This is a genomic window from Rhizobium sp. BK275 (assembly GCF_014193555.1).
Classification (GTDB): domain Bacteria; phylum Pseudomonadota; class Alphaproteobacteria; order Rhizobiales; family Rhizobiaceae; genus Rhizobium.
The window spans coordinates 64,800-82,740 of sequence record NZ_JACHZL010000001.1 but is presented as its reverse complement, the minus strand read 5'-3'; the positions used below and the strand labels follow the sequence as shown (position 1 = coordinate 82,740).

Genomic DNA, 17,941 nt, shown 5'->3' with positions numbered 1-17,941 from the left:
TTGCTATCCAATGAACGCATCGGGTTGGCCCATCAACTCGGCAAAGGCCTCGAGGGGAAGGTCGCCGCGAACTTCAAGGCGTGGCAGGGAAAGTGCATGGTCGGCAGAGCTCACCCTTGAAGGCTTTGTCGAAAAGCCGATCTCGTAACCGGTGTGAGCAAGAATGCCGGGAACGCGGAAATCGGTGGAGCCGAAGGGAAGGGCGATGGACGTCACAGCCTCGCCCAGCCGGCTTTCAAGCGCATCGCGCGACAGAGCCGCTTCGCCCAGCAATGTAGCATTGTCGAGCGAACTTGCCGGCCTGTGAGACGCCAAATGGGATCCGAAGCAGATTCCCTGCCGCTGCAGGATCCTGATGTCGGCCCAGGACATCAGCGGGGCCGGTTCCCCGTAGGCGGCATCCCAATCCGACCGGCCACCGACCTTGTCCGTTACCACGAAAACGTCTGCGCCGAACCCGTTCTCAGCCAGAATGGGGAAGGCGGCGGTGAGAAAGTCGAGATAGGCGTCGTCAAAGGTCAGGACGACGGGACGTCCTTGGATGGGTTTGCCCTCACGCAGCAGCGCGGCCAGGTTCTGGGCCGTCAGCGTATAATAGCCCTGCCGCCGGAGGAACTGCATCTGCTTGCGAAAGACCTCCGGCGCGACCCGAAATCGACGGAGTGCGTCCGGCCCGTCGAGCGCAATTCTGTGATACATGAGCACAGGAACCGAAGTCGTAGCCTCGTTCGTCCATGCCGACCCGCGATCGACACCGGCCGGCCCCCAGATGATGTGCTTGGCCACATCGGCATCGAGAGGGACGCCGTAGGGTTCGACACGCACGGCCGGTGTTGCCGACTTGCGCTTTGCGAACCGATGAACCGCGTAAAGCTCGGTCTCGATCGTTTCTTCCAGCACAAGATCAGGCAGGTTCGACAGGACCTTCTTGATCGTGCCCACGCCAAACGGATTATTCCAGTCGAAACCGGTTCTGCCGGGTTCGTCGCGACGGATATGGGCATGCGCCGTGACAAGGCAACCGCCCGGTTTCAAGGCCGTCGCGATCTTCCGGCATACCTGCTCCAGGATTTTCTCGTCGTCCATATAGTACAGGACCTCCGAACAGACGATCAGATCCTGCTCGGGCGGAAGTTCGCTCCCGACGAAATCCAGGACGCGAAACTCCGCGTTCGGACACTCCCGACATCTCTCGGACGCCCTTTCAATGGCGCGGCGGGAAATATCCGTGGCCGTCAGGAAACCGACCTTCTGTGCAAGCTTTGCCGTGAAAATTCCTTCTGCGCAGGCGAGCTCGAGCGCTCTTTCTATACCGTCGGGAATAAGGCTCAGCGTCTGCTCGTATTTGACCTGTTCGTAGACAGAGAGGTAATTCCACGGATCCGGGCGCTCAAAAACACGTTCCCAATATTCCTCTTTCGTCGCGGCTTCCGGCAGAGCCGTTTGCTTGCCTTCCGTTTCGGGAGAGGCGTCGCTCGCCTCAGCAGCCGGTCCGGTGAACCGCCGCTCGTAACGCGATTGCACCTCCAACAGGCGCGCGTCATTGTCCCCAACTCCCTTTGCCGCAGACTTGATAAACGCGTTCCGACGTATCGCGTAGGAAAGCTGTCCAAGCTGTCGCCGTCGCCCCCGCCGTTGACGGGCGATTTTGCCCAAAACCCTAGCGTTGCGAATGGCTTCGGCTACCCAGAAGCGGGCATAGGAAAAGGTCAAAGGCGTGGGCAAGCGCCTTCCAGCTCGCAGTTCATCGATGATGAGCCTGAGTTGAGCGCGAACAGAGAGGTCTCCCCACAGGGGGCCGACATAGGATCCGATATGTCGCCCTCCGGAAAAGACCTGCAGCAACAGCGTATCGGCCTCGTCCACCTTGCTAATAGGGATCAGTTTGCCAGCATCGACGACAGCCACCTGCAGATGCTCAAGCACGAAGGAACGCGACATGTCGGCCGCCGAGATCGACCAGACAATGAATTCCTTCAGCCGACGCCCGGTCCCGGGCAGCGAGTGCTGCTCGAGCAATTGGACAATGTCGAGGAATGCTGGTTTCCAACGCTCCTGCAGATCGACGAGATCGGCGGCATTCGCAACTGCCAGACCTGTTTGCAATCCATGCAGTATCACCGCGGCGAGGAAGCCTTCATAACCTGCGGCGTTGGGAAATTCCGGAAGAAGCTCTGCCAGCGCGGTTAGATCGGCCCCCACACACAGGTTGGCCGAAGCGGCCCATGCTAGCATCCGCAATTGCCCGAGAGCCGGCGCCGTCCACCGCGCATCCTCATCGTCCGCCGGCTGTTTCCCTTCCATGCCCAGGGCTTGCGCCCTGGTGGTAACACGGACCGCGTCCCTTACCATTTTATGCGGATCGCCCGAGAGAGAGCCGGGCTTCATGCGATAGAATGCAAGGCACTGGTCGATCTGTCGGAATGCTGCTCCTGCAAACGCCATGCGAAGCCAGAGATCCCAATCCTCGCAGGTCTGCAGCTCGACATCCATGCCGCCCAGCTTGATGAAAAGATCCTTGGGAAAGACCACCGTATGAATGGCCTGGGCACAGAACGACGAGAACTCCCGCTTTGCCCTGTCGCCGGCGAGATCAGGGGGTATTTCGATCCCCAGCATCCGGCCATCCGGTGTGACGCGGCGATAGCTGCAGCAGGCAATCACCGGCTGAGCGCCATCCGCAGCGACCGGCAGCATGCTTTCGATAAAAACAGGATCCAGCCAGTCATCCGCATCAAGCATGCAGAAAAAAGGGGCAGTCGCAAACCCGGCGGCAGTGTTACGCGCTGCGGATGCGCCGGCATTCGCCTGGCGATGGATCAGAATCCGACTGTCCGCTTTCGCAAAACCTTCGAGCACATTCCAGGTATCGTCTTTCGAACCGTCATCGACGACTACCGCCTGCCAGTTCGACACCGACTGTTTTTGCAGGCTGCCCAGACAGTCGGCCAGAGTTTCTGCCGCGTTATAGGCGGGGATGAGGAACGATATGTCCGGCTTCGATGCGGTTACCATGCCGGCATCTTCCAGCGGCGAAGGACATACCAGGCGCCGTTCAGGCACCCCAGTATTTCCTCCTTGAGAAAGAAGGTGTCAGAGGTCGCTCCGTTGGGCAGCCGTTTCTTCAACCTCTGGAGATAATATCGCGGCAACGCGACCAGGATGCGCCGCAGATTGCCCCGGTTTCCGGTGTTCTGGTACTGGACCAGCAAGGCTGCCACATGGCCGCTCATATATTGGCGGATCTGCTTGGCGAGCCCCTTCATCTCCTTGCGATGGAAATGCCAGGAAACCGCCGTCGGCTCGTAGCGACAGGTACCCCCGTGATGGAGAAGGCGATTCCAGAATTCGGAATCGCCCGAACACCCTGCCGCACCCATATCCAGCCGCACGTCGAACAATCCTATATCGTCGAATACCTTGCGCCGGAACGCCTGGCTTGCACCCGCGCCGATCAACCAGGCAGGTGCCCCGTATGGTGCGCTTTGGCGATAGAAGTCCTGGCCGAAATCCAGGCGCTTATAGCCTCTGCCAAATCCCCAATGGGTTTCGAATATCAATTGCGCGGGCGTGGAAAGTTCGCCGGGAAGGACAAGGCCGGTGACGCATCCGATTTCGGGCCGATCGAAGGCCTTCATCAGGTTTTCCAGCCAGCGTTCATGCAGGACCACGTCGTCATCCGTGAACGCCACGAACTCGGTCTTTGCCGCGCGCACGGCGGCATTGCGGGCATAGTCCAGCCCGATCCTGTTCTCGCGCACATAGGTCGCGCCGGCCGCCTCCACGACGCGGCGCGTGCCATCACCGGTTGAGGCGTTGTCGACGACGATGACCTCAGCCGGAGGCAGAGACTGCTTGGGGATCGATGCCAGACATCTGGCCAGTTCGTCCGGCCGATCCTTGGTGCAGATCAGGAGGCTGACGTCGCGGTTCCTGATCGGCGTGTGCATCACATCCCGAGCGTGTTCAACGGTTTCTGGCAACACGGCGTGCGCAGCCAGCGCGGCCGGGCTTTCTGACCCCTCGATATAGGCCTGACCGACGGGAAGGCCTTCGGAGACGAAGACGACAAGCCCGGTGTCAATGGCCGGGGCATTGGCACCGACGTCATCCGATGAAAGATCCAGATATCGGATAGGCACAGGAAAGACATTGTCTTTCATGTCATGCGGGATGACGTCGCTCATTGTTACACTCTGCACCAGATGCCGGGGAACTGTTTAGCGTCCTGCCTTGGCCAGCCGGCGGGAGCCCGCCTCGGCCACCTCTGCCGCAGTGATTTTCATGTCCTGCCTGAACCAGTCGAGCGTCTTTGCGACGCCTTCCTCATAGCTGATCGCACACGACCATTCGGGCATTACATAATTTGCATTCGTCAGATCCGGCCGTCTGTTTGTCGGATCGTGCGGCGGTGAGGGCTCGAAGACGATCGGAATACCACCCATCAGGCGCGAAATATACTGAGCCACTTCCAGGACTGCGATCTCCCGATCGTTCCCGACGTTAAGCGGCCCTCTATAATCCGTCTCGTTCATCCAGAAATAACGCGCGAAGCCGTCAATGATGTCGTCGACATAGCCCCAGCTTCGGGATTGGAGGCCATCCCCGAACACCGTAATGGGGCGGCCGGTCAGGGCCTGGGCGACGAAATTGGAGACGGCGCGGCCGTCGTCCGGCCGTGTCCTCGGTCCGTATACGTTGAAGGGTCGAACGATTTTAACGTCCAGACCTTGTGTGCGCTGCATCTCGAACAGCAAGGACTCGGTGCAGCGTTTGCTTTCATCGTAGGATGAGCGTGGCCCGGTGCAATCGACCTGGCCCTTATAGGACTCCGGCTGCGGTGAGACGAGGGGATCGCCATAGACCTCCGAGGACGAGGTGAAACAGAAGCGTCCTCCTTTTTTCAGAAGGTCCAGAAGACGGAACGCTCCGATGAGATTTGCCGAAATGGTTCTCTTGGGTTCCTTCATATACCACGGTGGCGATGCGGGAGAAGCAAGGTGGTATACTTCGTCAAACTTGTCCGACGTCTGAAGGTTTTCAACATCGGATCGCACAAACTGGAAGCGGGGATCTCGGATATGAGAAATATTCGCCTCACGGCCAGTCCAAAGGTTATCAACAACGACCAGTTTTTCGATGTCGGTGCGATTTAAAAGCCTATCGCACAAATGGGATCCGAGAAAACCGGCTCCGCCCGCCACAAGCACTTTCTTCATGACTTCTCCAGCAGATGATACGTTTCTCTTTTCTTATGTTTGAATGCTTTCAATCTGAGAAAATGGTCAATAATATGGTCGCTTTTCTGGAATTTAGTGTTGAAATCTCGGTCTAATATCGATAATTGCAACTAATCTGCGTAGCCGCGCCTGAGTTGAAAAAGATGCTCCGGACTCCTTTGCGTCGAACGCAACGATGCTTGAGGCCGGTCGAGTGGCAGTTGCTTCTAGATTTTTGCCGCGCTTCTATATGCAAATTGATGCACCGACGGAGTGATCGCCAGCTCATACGCCGTTTTGGAGGGTGGATCCCGGCGGCCGCCTTCGACGCTCCCTCAATGTCCTCGATAATAAGCGACATAAGCGCGTTCTAACTTTTTTTTGCGCCGCACAACACGGACTTAAGTCCGACATGATGTACTTCTTCTGGGTGAGTATCGACGCCATTGACGAATGCGGCGATAGGCTAGCCAGAGCGCACTTAATTTTGGAATTAACTCCAGAAGGCCAGATGGGCTGTCTTCAAAATCGGGCTCGGCAAGACCCGAGAGATTTGCAGGAATTCGGGGTACGCGGTCCTATTTAGACCGACTGCCGCTGTCAGGCGGGCTTCAAAGGCGACGGAGCTTCTCTCGCCTTCAACAATACGCACCAGGTCGCCTGCACCGTCGCGAAACGGCATGAAATAGCCAGGCCCTTTAAAATCTTCCTGCAGGCATCATAAAAAATCCGAGATTTCCCAGGTTTTCCGAAAGACAGTTCCTGTAGTTTTTGCCAGTTGGCCGCTTAGCTATGGCCCGCCTGCTGACGCATTTGAAAATCTTGATCCGCGCGGTTATTCCGTGCGGGGTCGACAGTGAGGATTGGGAGCCGAAGGCCTTTCGAAGCTAGCCGCTGAAGAAGCTGAGAACGTCTATGGCTACTTCTCGAGCCGGACGCCACTAGGTCGTCTCGGTAAGTCGGGGAAGTCGCAGAAGTTGTGGCTTTCCTGGCTTCGGACCTGAGCGGCGCAGATTACCACGTCGATTGCGGTTATGCGCAGGTCTGAAATCCGCGCGATGTTACGGACATGCGCCAGTAGCGCTTGTCCGTTGAGTTTCGCCTATCGTTCGATCTGCTGACACTTCGACTATGACGCGATAGATTTACGTGTGTCATTGCGGCCGATACACTCGCTCGTTGATTTCAACTTCCCTGAGTCCGTTTTGGAACAAGACCACGCCTCTACTTGGCGCTTGCATCGACAATACGAGCACATGCTGCGCGACGCTGTCCGTCGCAAGTTGCGTTAAGTCTGGCGATCACGACCGCGACTAGGTTCGAGCGTGCGTCTGAAGATTCCGCATCAAGACCCTCGGCGAGCATGCCGAAAAGTCGCTCGTATTGTCGAGGAGAGTTGACACTGTACAAAAACGATCTTTCCAGCCGGTTCGAGAGCGCTAACTTGCTATCTTCACTCAATTGCTGAGGAAGCTTAAACCGCTCGTCGTCGAAATATAAATGGGCTTCGCGAACATAACTGGGTACGAAGTCACTAAACGGCTGCTCTACGCATGCGACTATGGAAATGAGGACTGCGTATTCAAAGTTCGATGGGGACGTGGCGCGATCGCGGTATGCGAAGACTGTAAAATCAATCGCAGATTGGTACCCGTCTTTTGGGGTATCTCCTGCAGTGACGTCGTGGACGCCTTTCGTAAGCTCGGCCACATAAGCGTCGCCGACCTTCTCGACCTCGCTTCCGACAAACAGGTCCGCTGCTTTTACGCTCCACTGAGGTGCATTCAACGCCCAAGTAGCCGGAGAACTTTCGTAGGACACGCTGTCGGCCTGGAACTTCGCCCCTGAAGGATGGCTGCCCCCGCATCCCACAGACAATTCTTTGGCGTAACCCTCGTAAATTTCCCAACGTGGAATAATGCGGCCCTTCATTTGGGTCAGCGTGCCGCGGCGCTCCAGCTGCTTGAAACGCTCCTCACGATAGTAAAAGTCCGCTTCCGATTGGGCGTTGAAAAGGTGAATGTTTCCTCCAATCGAGTCATCCATCAGCTTGTACGATTGACCTCCCCGGACCGTTCGGCCATCGGCATCCAGATCACAGTAAAGCTCTTTGCAAGCATCATGGTCCGTATGAATCACCACGTCATGTGTGTCGTAGGTGCCGAATTTCGTTTTGGAAAGTTCTTGGTCCAATACGATGATCGGAGTGCCCGTTTGGGTAATCCCGGCGACGTATCCGTTGGGAATGTTGGCATTTGTAAGCAATCCCAGAAAATCCGGGAATACAATTGTCATTGGTGGCATAAACGAAAGCAATCGAGAGCGCTCTTTCGCCGCGCCCCGGTAAGTATGTTCGCGTTCAGCGTTAGGCGCGAAACCTGAAAGCGCGAAGGTTCCAACCTTTACCCAGCGTCCGATAGGTTCTTGCGCCAGCGCATCAATGGCAAAGCCACAAATGAGTAAGAAGCCCCATGCACGGACCCAACGGGACATCACTGAATCTCCTGAGCGAGCTCATCTATCGCGGATCGTAAGTTCTTTTTCGCTGCTTTCGACAGCCTGGCTAATTCGTCCGAGCTCAAAGCATCGGTCTGAGCGGATAACAGTGCATCGACAGAAGCAGCTAGTGTTTCCAGGGCACTTGCTTGGTTACCCAGGACGCCGGAAACGACATCCTGTTGCGAATCCAGCCCGACCCGGAAGTTTCTCAAACCGTTCAAACACTCGACTTTTTTGAACTGGGCCAAAGTTGCCAGGCATCCAAACTGTGTGTTGTAGCTGTTTTGCAGCGAGGCAATCGTGGTTGTTACCGTGCTATTTTGAAACTGAACAAGCGCTCGACGCTTGTCATAGAGTTCCATCAGATCTTTCGCGTATTCCATTACGACGAACGCGAAGACAGCGATCAGCGCGGTTTTTACGAATGACCCGACCAAATCTTGGGCGAGGGACTCACTTTTACCAAGCCAGAATGTCGGACTGAAAAGAAACATGAACCAGCCCTCGCGCCGAGACGCGCCAACCCGAGTCTCTGAAGTTCAGATTAATTGTAGAAACTAGCCGCAGGTCTGCACGGCCGGATTACAAGGACCGGCATGAGCATAGTCAACGACGCCTGGTAAGCCGAACGAAATTCCAACCACAAGAGCGATCAAGATTAAAGTTTTACCCATCTGTTTCCCTCCTGGAAATCTTAACAGGTAGCAGTTTGCAATAATACAACCGACATTTACATTCGGCAATAGTTGTTTTTTGTTGGAATTGTTGAGTACGACTACAAATGGACCTGCGGAAAGGGCGGTGGCTGCGTCCTATCGGGGATGGATCAGGCGGAACGCTGAGGCAGGCGGGTGGCGCTGCCGCGCGTAAACGTGGCCGACGCCTTTCTTATGATATCACGTTGACAAAAAGCCACCGTCGACGCCCACTTCGGAGCCAGTCATAAACGAAGACGTATCGGAGGCGAGGAACGCCACCACTTTGGTTATCTCGGCCGATTCACCAGAACGTTTCATAAGAGTGCGCGCGAGGACGGTTTGGCGGCTCTCGGGATCTTCCAGGTAAGGCGATACGTAGGGTGGGGCGATTGCGCCGGGATGCACGGAATTGACCCGGATATTCATGCCGACAACTTCGAGCGCGAGAGTTATCGTAAAGAGCCTTATCGCTCTCTTGGACCGCTCACTCTTCCCCTATCGAATGCCGCTATGCGAAGCCAATGAGTGAGGGTAGCGCGAGAGCGTTTCCCCTGCTTATTGCGTCCAGCAAAATATCGATGATGGGAGGCGCTTTCGTCCCCTAAATCCAAGCTGTCGAGTGCAGACCTGTACGCCTTCGCCATAGCGTGTAACTTAGTGAGCTGCGACTTTTGATGGGCATCCAAAGTGATGCCGTAATCTTCGTCATCGCCGTTTGGCTTTAGCAAGTCGCACTGCATCGTTCATCGCGACTATCAACTTCTAAGATTCTGCCGCTCAGAGTCATCGGCGGCGAGCTACGAAAATGGCAATATTTGGCGGGTTGGGTGGGGCCTCATGGACGTCCAATCGGAGGTCGACGAGATCCTTCGACGTACACGATTTCGCGCCAGCAGATGTCCAAGTCAGACGAGAATCAGCGCGGATATGGTCCCTTTCTCAGACTGAGGACTCTCGGAATCACGAGCTCGGACCTAAGATGGACTACATCCGAGGACCTCAGGCTAACGCCGTTCGGCCGAAGCTAAAGGAACATTAGTGCGTCTGTCGGCCGAAACGCCAGATTCTGAGGAGCATCGCTATGAAATCGCAAGCGACGCATTTCCGCTGAAGGACCACTTTCCCGATTGACAGGACCACTCCCGTCGATAGTCTATTATAAAAATCGATATAACATAATTGTGGAACATTAAACCGGGAGCATGAAATGAAGACTTTTGTCGCATTCCTTCTCGGCACTGCGCTGGTCGCTTTGCCGACAACCTTGATGGCTCAGGAAAAGGGTGGCGTGATCAACGTCGCGACGATCGGAGAGCCGCCGACGCTCGATCCGATGTCCTCGACCGCTGACCTCGTCGGTATCGTCACGCAGCACATTTTCGAAACGCTCTACACGTTCGACAAGAAGTGGAATGTCACGCCGCTTCTGGCCGAAAGCCTGCCTGAGATCAGCGCGGACGGTAAGATCTACACGATCAAACTTCGCACCGGCATTAAATTCCATGATAACTCCGACATGACCTCGGAAGACGTCGTCGCGTCGCTGAACCGCTGGATGAAGATCGCCTCGCGCGGCAAGCAGGTTGCAGGCTTTATCGACTCCATCATTGCTGTCGATCCGGCAACCGTGAAAATCACGCTGAAGCAGCCCTATGCGCCGCTGACCTCGCTGCTCGCCTTCAACAATTCTGCCGCCATCATCATTCCCTCCGAGAAGCAGGATGAACCGATGAAGGAATTCATCGGCACCGGTCCCTACATGCTGAAGGAGCGCAAGGCGGACCAGTATATCCAGCTCGCCCGTTTCGACGGCTACAAGTCGCGCGATGGTGAGAGCGATGGTTATGGCGGTGCCCGCCACCAATATCTCGACGAAATCCGCTTCGTGCCGGTTCCGGATCCGAACACGCGTGTCGAGGCTGCCGTTTCCGGCCAGTATGATTATGTCGACTCGATCCCGGTTGAATCCTTCGACAAGCTGAAGGCATCGAGCGCATCGCAGCCGGTTATCCTGAAGCCTTTCGGCTATCCGGTCTTTGTCTTCAATACGAAGGAAGGCCTTGCCAAGAACGTCGAGGTCCGCAAGGCCATCCGCCAGGCACTCAGCATGGAAGACATGCTCGCCGCCGCTTTCGGCAGCACGGATTTCTACACGCTCGACGGCGACATCTATCCCAAGCCGTACGTCTGGAATACCAATGCAGGTGTCGAGGGCAATTATAATGTCGCGGACCCCGAAGGCGCGGCCGAAGCGGCCAAGAAGGCCGGCTACAATGGCGAGCCGATCCGCATTCTGACCAGCCGCCAGTACGAATTCCACTACAAGATGGCGCAGGTCGCCGCCGAATATCTGAAGACAGCCGGCTTTGCCGTCGACCTGCAGGTCGTCGACTGGGCAACGCTGACACAGCGCCGCACCGATCCGAAGCTCTGGGATATCTACATCACCCACAGCCCCTTCCTGCCGGAACCGGCGTTGATCGGTTCGTTGTCTCCGAGCTCGCCCGGCTGGTGGGATACACCGGCGCGCAAGACCGTCGTCGATGCCTTCACGTCCGAGGTCGATCCGCAGAAGCGCATTGCGCTGTGGGCCGACGTTCAGAAGGCCATGTATGACGAGTTGCCCTACATGAAGATCGGCGATTTCAATGCCGTCTCGGCCAAGTCGACCAAGCTTGAAGGCGTCGATCCGGCTCCGTGGCCGTACTTCTGGAACGCGTCCATCAAGAAGTAACGCTCCATCGCGGGATACCGGTGTGCCCGCACCGGTATCCTTCTTCCATTGTGCCCGCCCGGCACCGGGATAGACTTCATGATACGCTACATTCTCCAGCGCCTTCTTGGCATGATCGTCGTGATGTTCCTCGTCGTCACAATCGTCTTCGTCATCGTGCGCGTCACGCCCGGCGATCCGGCAGCCGTCATGCTCGGCCCCGATGCGACGCCGCAGGACATTGCCGATCTGCGCGCCAGCCTTGGCCTCGACCGGTCCATCGGCGTGCAATATCTTTATTATATCGGCCAGTTGCTGAAGGGTGATCTCGGGCAGTCGATTTTCCTGAACATGCCGGTGACCTCGGCATTGCTCGATCGCGCCGAACCGACTTTCTTCCTGACGATTTTCTCGCTGGTCATCGCTAGCCTTATCGCGCTGCCGATCGGCATCTATGCCGCCTACCGTCGTGGCTCCTTCGTCGACCAAGCGGCAACGACGCTTGCGATGTTTGCCGCAAGCATCCCAAGTTTCTGGCTCGGTCTCATTCTCATGCAGGTCTTCGCCGTACGCTTCGGCCTGTTCCCAGTGTCAGGATATGGCGGACCGGGCTCGACCTTCCTCGACCGCATGTATCACCTGACGCTGCCTGCCTTCGCGCTTGGCATCGTCTCCTCGGCGCTCATCCTGCGCTTCACGCGCGCCTCGATGCTCGATGTTCTCGGCGACGATTATATCCGGACCGCTCGGGCCAAGGGCCTGATCGAGCGCCGGGTGATCCTCAAACATGCCCTGAAGAATGCACTGATCCCGATCCTCACGGTTCTCGGTCTGACCGCTGCCGTGCTGATCTCAGGTGCAGTCGTTACCGAGACTGTCTTCGGTCTTCCGGGCGTCGGCAATCTCGTCGTGTCAGCCGTTCTGCGCCGCGACTACCCGGTCATTCAAGGGGCGCTTCTGGTGATTGCAGCGCTCTATGTGCTGATCAATTTTGCGATCGACATGCTCTACCTGCTCGTTGATCCGAGGGTGCGCTACTGATGACGGATATCGCGATCAAACCGGCCGAAAGCGAAGGCCGCAAATTCCTGAGCCGCTTCCTGAAGCGCAAGACCGTCGCTATCGGTGTCCTCGTCCTTGTGATTTTCGTGCTGCTGGCGATCCTCGCGCCCTGGGTTGCTCCCTATTCGCCATCAAAGCTTTCGATCGTCAACCGGCTGAAGCCGCCGAGCGGAACCTACTTCTTCGGTACGGATGAATTCGGCCGGGATGTGCTGTCGCGCACCATCTTTGCCGGTCGATTATCCCTGCTGGTTGGAGCTGCGGTCGTGGCACTGTCGGCCATGATCGGCATCACGCTCGGCCTGCTTGCCGGCTTTTTCAAGAACCTCGATACGCCGATTGCCCGGCTGATCGACGCAATGATGGCCTTCCCCGACATTCTGCTGGCGATCGCACTTGTCGCGGCTCTTGGCCCGTCGCTGACGACAGTCATCATTGCGCTGTCGATCGTCTATGCGCCACGTCTTGCGCGCATCGTTCGGGCCTCGACTCTCGTGATCCGTGAACTGCCCTATGTCGAGGCGGCTCAAGCGCTTGGCATTTCGACCTTCCATATCATGACGCGTCATGTGCTGAGGAACCTGCTCTCGCCGATCCTGGTGCAGGCGACGTTTCTCTTCGCGAGCGCGATGCTCGCCGAGGCCGGCCTGTCTTTCCTTGGCCTCGGCGTCAGCCCGGAAATCCCGACCTGGGGCACGATGATTGCCGCCGGTCGCCAATATATCGGTCAGGCCGACTGGATGACGCTGTTTCCGGGTATCGCCATCATTCTCTCCGTGCTTTCGCTCCAGATGGTCGGTGACGGTCTGCGCGACATGCTCGATCCCAAACTTCGAAAGGACCTTTGAATGACCGGTGAAACGGCGGGCAAGCCGCTCCTCCTCACCAATGTGAAGCCTGTCGGCTTTGGTACTGGCATGCCTGATGGCGCGATCGACATCTTGGTGGGTGCCGATGGCAAGATCGCCAGGCTCGGTCCGCAGCTTTCGGTCGCTGACGACGTGATGCGCGTGGATGGCAAGGGCGCCTTCGTCTCGCCTGGCTGGGTCGACCTGCATGTGCATATCTGGCACGGCGGCACCGATATCTCGATCCGCCCGTCCGAATGCGGTCTTGAGCGCGGCGTGACGACGCTGGTCGATGCCGGCTCTGCCGGTGAAGCCAGCTTCCATGGCTTCCGCGAATATATCATTGAGCCCTCCAAGGAACGCATCAAGGCCTTCCTCAATCTCGGTTCCATCGGTCTCGTTGCCTGCAACCGTGTCGCGGAACTGCGCGACATCAGGGATATCGACCTCGACCGCATCCTCGAATGTTATGCAGAAAACAGCGAGCATATCGTCGGCATCAAGGTGCGCGCCAGCCACGTGATCACCGGCTCCTGGGGTGTCACCCCCGTCAAACTCGGCAAGAAGATCGCCAAGATCCTGAAAGTGCCGATGATGGTGCATGTCGGCGAACCGCCGGCACTTTACGACGAGGTGCTGGAAATCCTCGGCCCCGGCGATGTCGTCACCCATTGCTTCAACGGCAAGGCGGGTTCGAGCATCATGGAGGACGAAGACCTCTTCAACCTCGCCGAACGCTGTGCGTCTGAAGGCATTCGCCTCGACATCGGCCATGGCGGCGCCTCCTTCTCCTTCAAGGTGGCGGAAGCGGCAATCGCCCGCGGCCTGCTGCCCTTCTCGATTTCCACCGACCTGCATGGCCATTCGATGAACTTCCCGGTCTGGGATCTGGCAACCACCATGTCGAAGCTGCTCTCGGTCGGCATGCCCTTCGACAAGGTGATCGATGCCGTCACCCATGCACCGGCCTCGGTCATCAAGCTGTCGATGGACAACCGTCTGACGGTTGGGGCTCGAGCCGAGTTCACGGTCTTCGATCTCGTCGATTCCGATCTCGAAGCCACCGATTCCAATGGCGACGTCTCGGTTTTGAAGAAGCTCTTCGAGCCGCGTCATGCGGTCATCGGCAACGAGGCCTTCACCTCCAGCCGTTATGTGCCGCGCGCCCGCAAGCTGGTGCGCCACAGCCACGGTTATTCCTACCGATAAGACCAGAGCATAAAAGAAATCGCATGACAGGAGTTTGCGTGAACCAGTCTCCCGCCACCGCCGGCACCATCAGCACGTCGCCCTATGAGCGGCTTGCTGCGCTTGGCATTACGCTTCCGGCCTCGCCGCCGCCGATCGCCAACTTCGTCACTTATGTACAGGAGGGCAACATGCTCTACCTGTCGGGGCAGGGGCCGCGCGAGGCGGGCGGCTTCATGCATGTCGGCAAGGTCGGCGCCGAGGTCGACGTCGAGGCCGCCTACCGCCACGCCCGGGTGACCGGCATCAATCTGCTTTCCGTCATGCATGAGGCGCTCGGTGATCTTTCCCGCGTCAAGCGTGTCGTCAAGCTGCTCGGCATGGTCAATGCCGTGCCGGATTTCCTCGATCATCCCGCCGTCATCAACGGCTGCTCGGATCTCTTGATCGACGTCTTCGGCGAAGAGGTCGGACCTCATGCCCGCTCGGCCGTCGGCTTCGGTTCACTGCCAGGAAACATCACCGTCGAAATCGAGGCTATCGTCGCGCTCAGGGATTAATGAGGATGCGGTGATCGTTTCGGCCCAACAGATTGAAATTGGAGACACCCATGTCTGAGGACATCCGCACATCGATCGGTCTTCGCCCGGTCATCAATGTTTCCGGCACCATGACGAGCCTCGGCGCATCGATCGTCGTTCCCGAAGCTGTTGCTGCCATGTCGTCGATCCTGCCGCAGTTTGTCGAGATCAACGATCTGCAGCGCAAGGCGAGCGCCGTCATCGCGCGGCTGACGGGCGGCGAAGCGGGCTTTGTGACCGCATCCTGTTCCGCTGGCATTTCGCTTGCTGTCGCCGGCGCGATCACCGGCAACAACCTACTCGCCATCGAAAAGCTGCCGGATATCGTCTCCGAAAAGAACGAAGTTCTCGTCCAGATGGGACACGTCGTCAGCTACGGCGCGCCGGTCGATCAGGCGATCCGCCTTGCTGGCGGCAAGGTGGTGCTGGTCGGTCAGGCGACCTCTACGCACCGCTTCCACATGGAGCACGCGATTACCGAAAAGACGGCAGCGGCCGTCTATGTCGTGTCGCACCATGTCGTCGATTACGGCCTTCTGAACCTTAAGGAATTTGTCGAGATCGCCCATGCCAGGGGCGTTCCCGTCATCGTCGATGCTGCCTCGGAATATGATCTGAAGATCTTCCTGGAGCTGGGCGCCGATGTGGCGCTCTATTCCGGCCACAAGTTTCTGGGCGGTCCGACCTCGGGCATCGTCGCCGGCACGAAGGAACTGGTGCGCAACGCCTTCCTGCAGAACATGGGCATCGGCCGCGGCATGAAGGTCGGCAAGGAAAGCATTTTCGGCGTCATGGCGGCGCTGGAAGCCTGGGAAAAGCGCGATCACACGGGCATTCGCGAGCGTGAGAAGAACTATCTCAATCTTTGGAAGCAGACGCTGGACGGGCGCCCCGGCGTGATCGCTTTGATCGAGCCGGACCCGACCAACAACCCACTCGATCGCATGCGCGTGATCATCGACACCGATGAGGCGCACATCACCGCCTGGGATCTCGCCGATGCGCTCGGCCGCGGTTCTCCGCCGATCATCGTGCGCGACCATGAAGTCGAGCACCGCTACTTCTATCTCGATCCCTGCAACCTGCATCCGGGTCAAGAGAAGATCGTCGCAAGCCGTCTGGCAGAGGAACTCGACAAGGCGCGCGCCTCCAACGAGATCATCGCAACGCCTTTTGAAAACCGCAGCAAGCGTCGCTTCGACGGTGTGCTGAAGTGGCCGGATTGATCTGGAAGTCCCGAGAAAGTTGAGGAAGCGATCATGACAGGCATCGAGGCACAATCCATCGCAACGGCGGAGCCGGTTCTCTCCGTCCAGAATCTGACGACATCGTTTCTGGTCGATGGCGCCTGGAAGCCTGTCGTTCGCAATGTCTCCTTCGACGTAGCACCGGGCGAGACGCTCGCCATCGTCGGTGAAAGCGGCTCCGGCAAGAGTGTGACTTCTCTATCGATCATGCGCCTGTTGCAGGTGGATTCGAGCCGTATCGAAGGCAAGATCATGCTCGGCGGCCGTGATCTCCTCGGCTTGGCCGAAGATCAGATGCGCAAGGTCCGTGGCAACGACGTCGCGATGATCTTCCAGGAGCCGATGACGAGCCTCAATCCGCTCTTCACGATCGGCGACCAGATTTCCGAGGCCTTGCTCTGCCACAGGTCGATGTCGAAGACCGAAGCCCGCTCCGAGACGATCCGCCTGCTCGAAAAGGTGCGTATTCCCTCGGCAGCCTCCCGCTTTGATGAATATCCCCACCGCTTCTCCGGCGGCATGCGCCAGCGCGTTATGATCGCCATGGCGCTCGCCTCACGGCCGAAGCTTTTGATAGCGGACGAACCGACGACGGCACTCGACGTGACGATTCAGGGCCAGATCCTCGATCTGATCAAGATGCTGCAAGAGGAAGAGGGCACTTCGGTCCTGTTCATCACCCATGACATGGGCGTCGTGGCCGAGATCGCCGACCGCACCGTCGTCATGTATCGCGGCGAGCAGGTGGAGACGGGAGCAACGGCGGATATTTTCCATCGCGGCAAACATCCCTACACCCGCGCCCTGCTGTCAGCCGTGCCGGTTCTCGGTTCCATGCAGGGTTATGAGCGGCCGTTGCGCTTTCCCGTGGTCAATACGGCGACCGGGGAATCGAACAGTCCGGTCGAGACGGCCGCCACGGTTGCCGCGACATCCCGTCCCGTGTTGGAGGTCAAGAATCTCACCAAGCGCTTCGACATTCATTCCGGCCTCTTCGGCAAGTTGACCGGTCGTGTCCATGCGGTCGAGAACGTGTCCTTTGATCTCCATGCTGGCGAGACGCTGTCGCTCGTCGGTGAATCCGGCTGCGGCAAATCGACAACCGGGCGCGCGATCATGCGGTTGATCGAGGCGCAGAGCGGTTCCGTCATTGCCGACGGCAAGGATGTGCTGGCGCTCGACAAGGCGGGTATGCGCGAGATGCGCAAGACCGTGCAGATGATCTTCCAGGATCCCTTCGCCAGTCTCAATCCGCGCATCCGCGTGGGCGATGCCATCGCCGAGCCCTATCTGGAGCACAGGATGGGGACCGGCAAGCAGGCGAAGGAGCGCGTCGCGGACCTCCTTACCAAGGTCGGCCTGACGCTCGACATGGCCTCGCGCTTCCCGCATGAATTCTCCGGCGGCCAGCGCCAGCGTATCTGTATTGCACGTGCGCTTGCATTGGAACCGAAAGTCATCGTGGCGGATGAAAGTGTGTCCGCACTCGACGTATCGATCAAGGCGCAGGTCATCAACCTGATGCTCGATCTGCAGCAGAGCCTGAACCTCGCCTTCCTGTTCATTTCGCACGATATGGCCGTCGTCGAGCGCGTCAGCCATCGCGTTGCCGTTATGTATCTCGGCGAAATCGTCGAAATCGGCCCACGGGCAGCCGTCTTCGGCAACCCGCAGCATGACTACACCAAGAAGCTGATGTCGGCCGTCCCGGTTCCCGATCCCGATCGCCGCCGCGAGAAGCGGACTGTCGCCAACGACGAGATCAAGAGCCCGATCCGGCCTGTTGATTACAAGATCAAGCCGCTTGAGTATCGTGAGATATCACCGGGGCATCTGGTGGCCGTCTAGGCACGCCGATAAGCCGCAGCTACTGATTTCGCGGCCGC

Annotated in this window: 13 protein-coding genes; 7 read left to right on the top strand and 6 right to left on the bottom strand. The window is 58.0% G+C overall.

From position 1 onward, the window contains the following. Positions 1 to 3: 3 nt before the first annotated feature. From FHT82_RS00340 to FHT82_RS00315, 6 genes are all read right to left on the bottom strand, one after another. Positions 4 to 3,015: a glycosyltransferase gene (locus FHT82_RS00340; protein ID WP_183725224.1), complete on the bottom strand. Its 3,012-nt coding sequence runs from the start codon at positions 3,013 to 3,015 to the stop codon at positions 4 to 6. Next, the gene (locus FHT82_RS00335; RefSeq protein ID WP_183725221.1) at positions 3,009 to 4,187 is read right to left on the bottom strand and encodes a glycosyltransferase; all 1,179 of its coding nucleotides are present in this window, start codon (positions 4,185 to 4,187) and stop codon (positions 3,009 to 3,011) included. The genes FHT82_RS00340 and FHT82_RS00335 overlap by 7 nt, the downstream gene beginning before the upstream one ends. 33 nt (positions 4,188 to 4,220) lie before the next feature. After that, positions 4,221 to 5,219 (bottom strand): NAD-dependent epimerase/dehydratase family protein, encoded by a 999-nt coding sequence (locus FHT82_RS00330; protein WP_183725219.1) that lies wholly within the window; start codon positions 5,217 to 5,219, stop codon positions 4,221 to 4,223. A gap of 1,224 nt (positions 5,220 to 6,443) precedes the next feature. Next, a complete protein-coding gene (locus FHT82_RS00325; protein ID WP_183725217.1) occupies positions 6,444 to 7,712 on the bottom strand; it encodes a hypothetical protein in 1,269 nt (422 codons plus the stop codon). Next, positions 7,712 to 8,212 carry a hypothetical protein gene (locus FHT82_RS00320; RefSeq protein WP_183725216.1) on the bottom strand — a complete coding sequence of 167 codons (501 nt, stop codon included), beginning with the start codon at positions 8,210 to 8,212 and terminating at the stop codon, positions 7,712 to 7,714. Before FHT82_RS00320 ends, FHT82_RS00325 begins: the two co-directional genes overlap by 1 nt. 402 nt (positions 8,213 to 8,614) lie before the next feature. Continuing rightward, positions 8,615 to 8,884 carry an SDR family oxidoreductase gene (locus FHT82_RS00315; RefSeq protein WP_183727185.1) on the bottom strand — a complete coding sequence of 90 codons (270 nt, stop codon included), beginning with the start codon at positions 8,882 to 8,884 and terminating at the stop codon, positions 8,615 to 8,617. A 739-nt stretch (positions 8,885 to 9,623) separates the two neighbouring features. Here FHT82_RS00315 and FHT82_RS00310 point away from each other — a divergent pair. The 7 genes from FHT82_RS00310 (at position 9,624) to FHT82_RS00280 (ending at position 17,903) form a co-directional block, all read left to right on the top strand. Next, positions 9,624 to 11,150 carry an ABC transporter substrate-binding protein gene (locus FHT82_RS00310; RefSeq protein WP_183725214.1) on the top strand — a complete coding sequence of 509 codons (1,527 nt, stop codon included), beginning with the start codon at positions 9,624 to 9,626 and terminating at the stop codon, positions 11,148 to 11,150. 78 nt (positions 11,151 to 11,228) lie between these two features. Next, the gene (locus FHT82_RS00305) at positions 11,229 to 12,170 is read left to right on the top strand and encodes an ABC transporter permease (RefSeq protein WP_183725212.1); all 942 of its coding nucleotides are present in this window, start codon (positions 11,229 to 11,231) and stop codon (positions 12,168 to 12,170) included. Next, a complete protein-coding gene (locus tag FHT82_RS00300; RefSeq protein ID WP_183725210.1) occupies positions 12,170 to 13,039 on the top strand; it encodes an ABC transporter permease in 870 nt (289 codons plus the stop codon). The genes FHT82_RS00305 and FHT82_RS00300 overlap by 1 nt, the downstream gene beginning before the upstream one ends. Next, the gene (locus FHT82_RS00295; RefSeq protein WP_183725207.1) at positions 13,040 to 14,248 is read left to right on the top strand and encodes an amidohydrolase/deacetylase family metallohydrolase; all 1,209 of its coding nucleotides are present in this window, start codon (positions 13,040 to 13,042) and stop codon (positions 14,246 to 14,248) included. It abuts the gene before it with no gap. Positions 14,249 to 14,271: 23 nt separating this feature from the next. Further along, positions 14,272 to 14,787, top strand: coding sequence for a RidA family protein (locus tag FHT82_RS00290; protein WP_183725205.1), 516 nt, complete (start codon positions 14,272 to 14,274; stop codon positions 14,785 to 14,787). A gap of 50 nt (positions 14,788 to 14,837) precedes the next feature. Then, positions 14,838 to 16,034 (top strand): aminotransferase class V-fold PLP-dependent enzyme, encoded by a 1,197-nt coding sequence (locus FHT82_RS00285; protein WP_183725203.1) that lies wholly within the window; start codon positions 14,838 to 14,840, stop codon positions 16,032 to 16,034. Positions 16,035 to 16,067: 33 nt separating this feature from the next. Further along, entirely contained in the window at positions 16,068 to 17,903 is a 1,836-nt protein-coding gene (locus FHT82_RS00280; RefSeq protein ID WP_183725201.1) for an ABC transporter ATP-binding protein, read from the top strand. Positions 17,904 to 17,941: the final 38 nt, after the last annotated feature.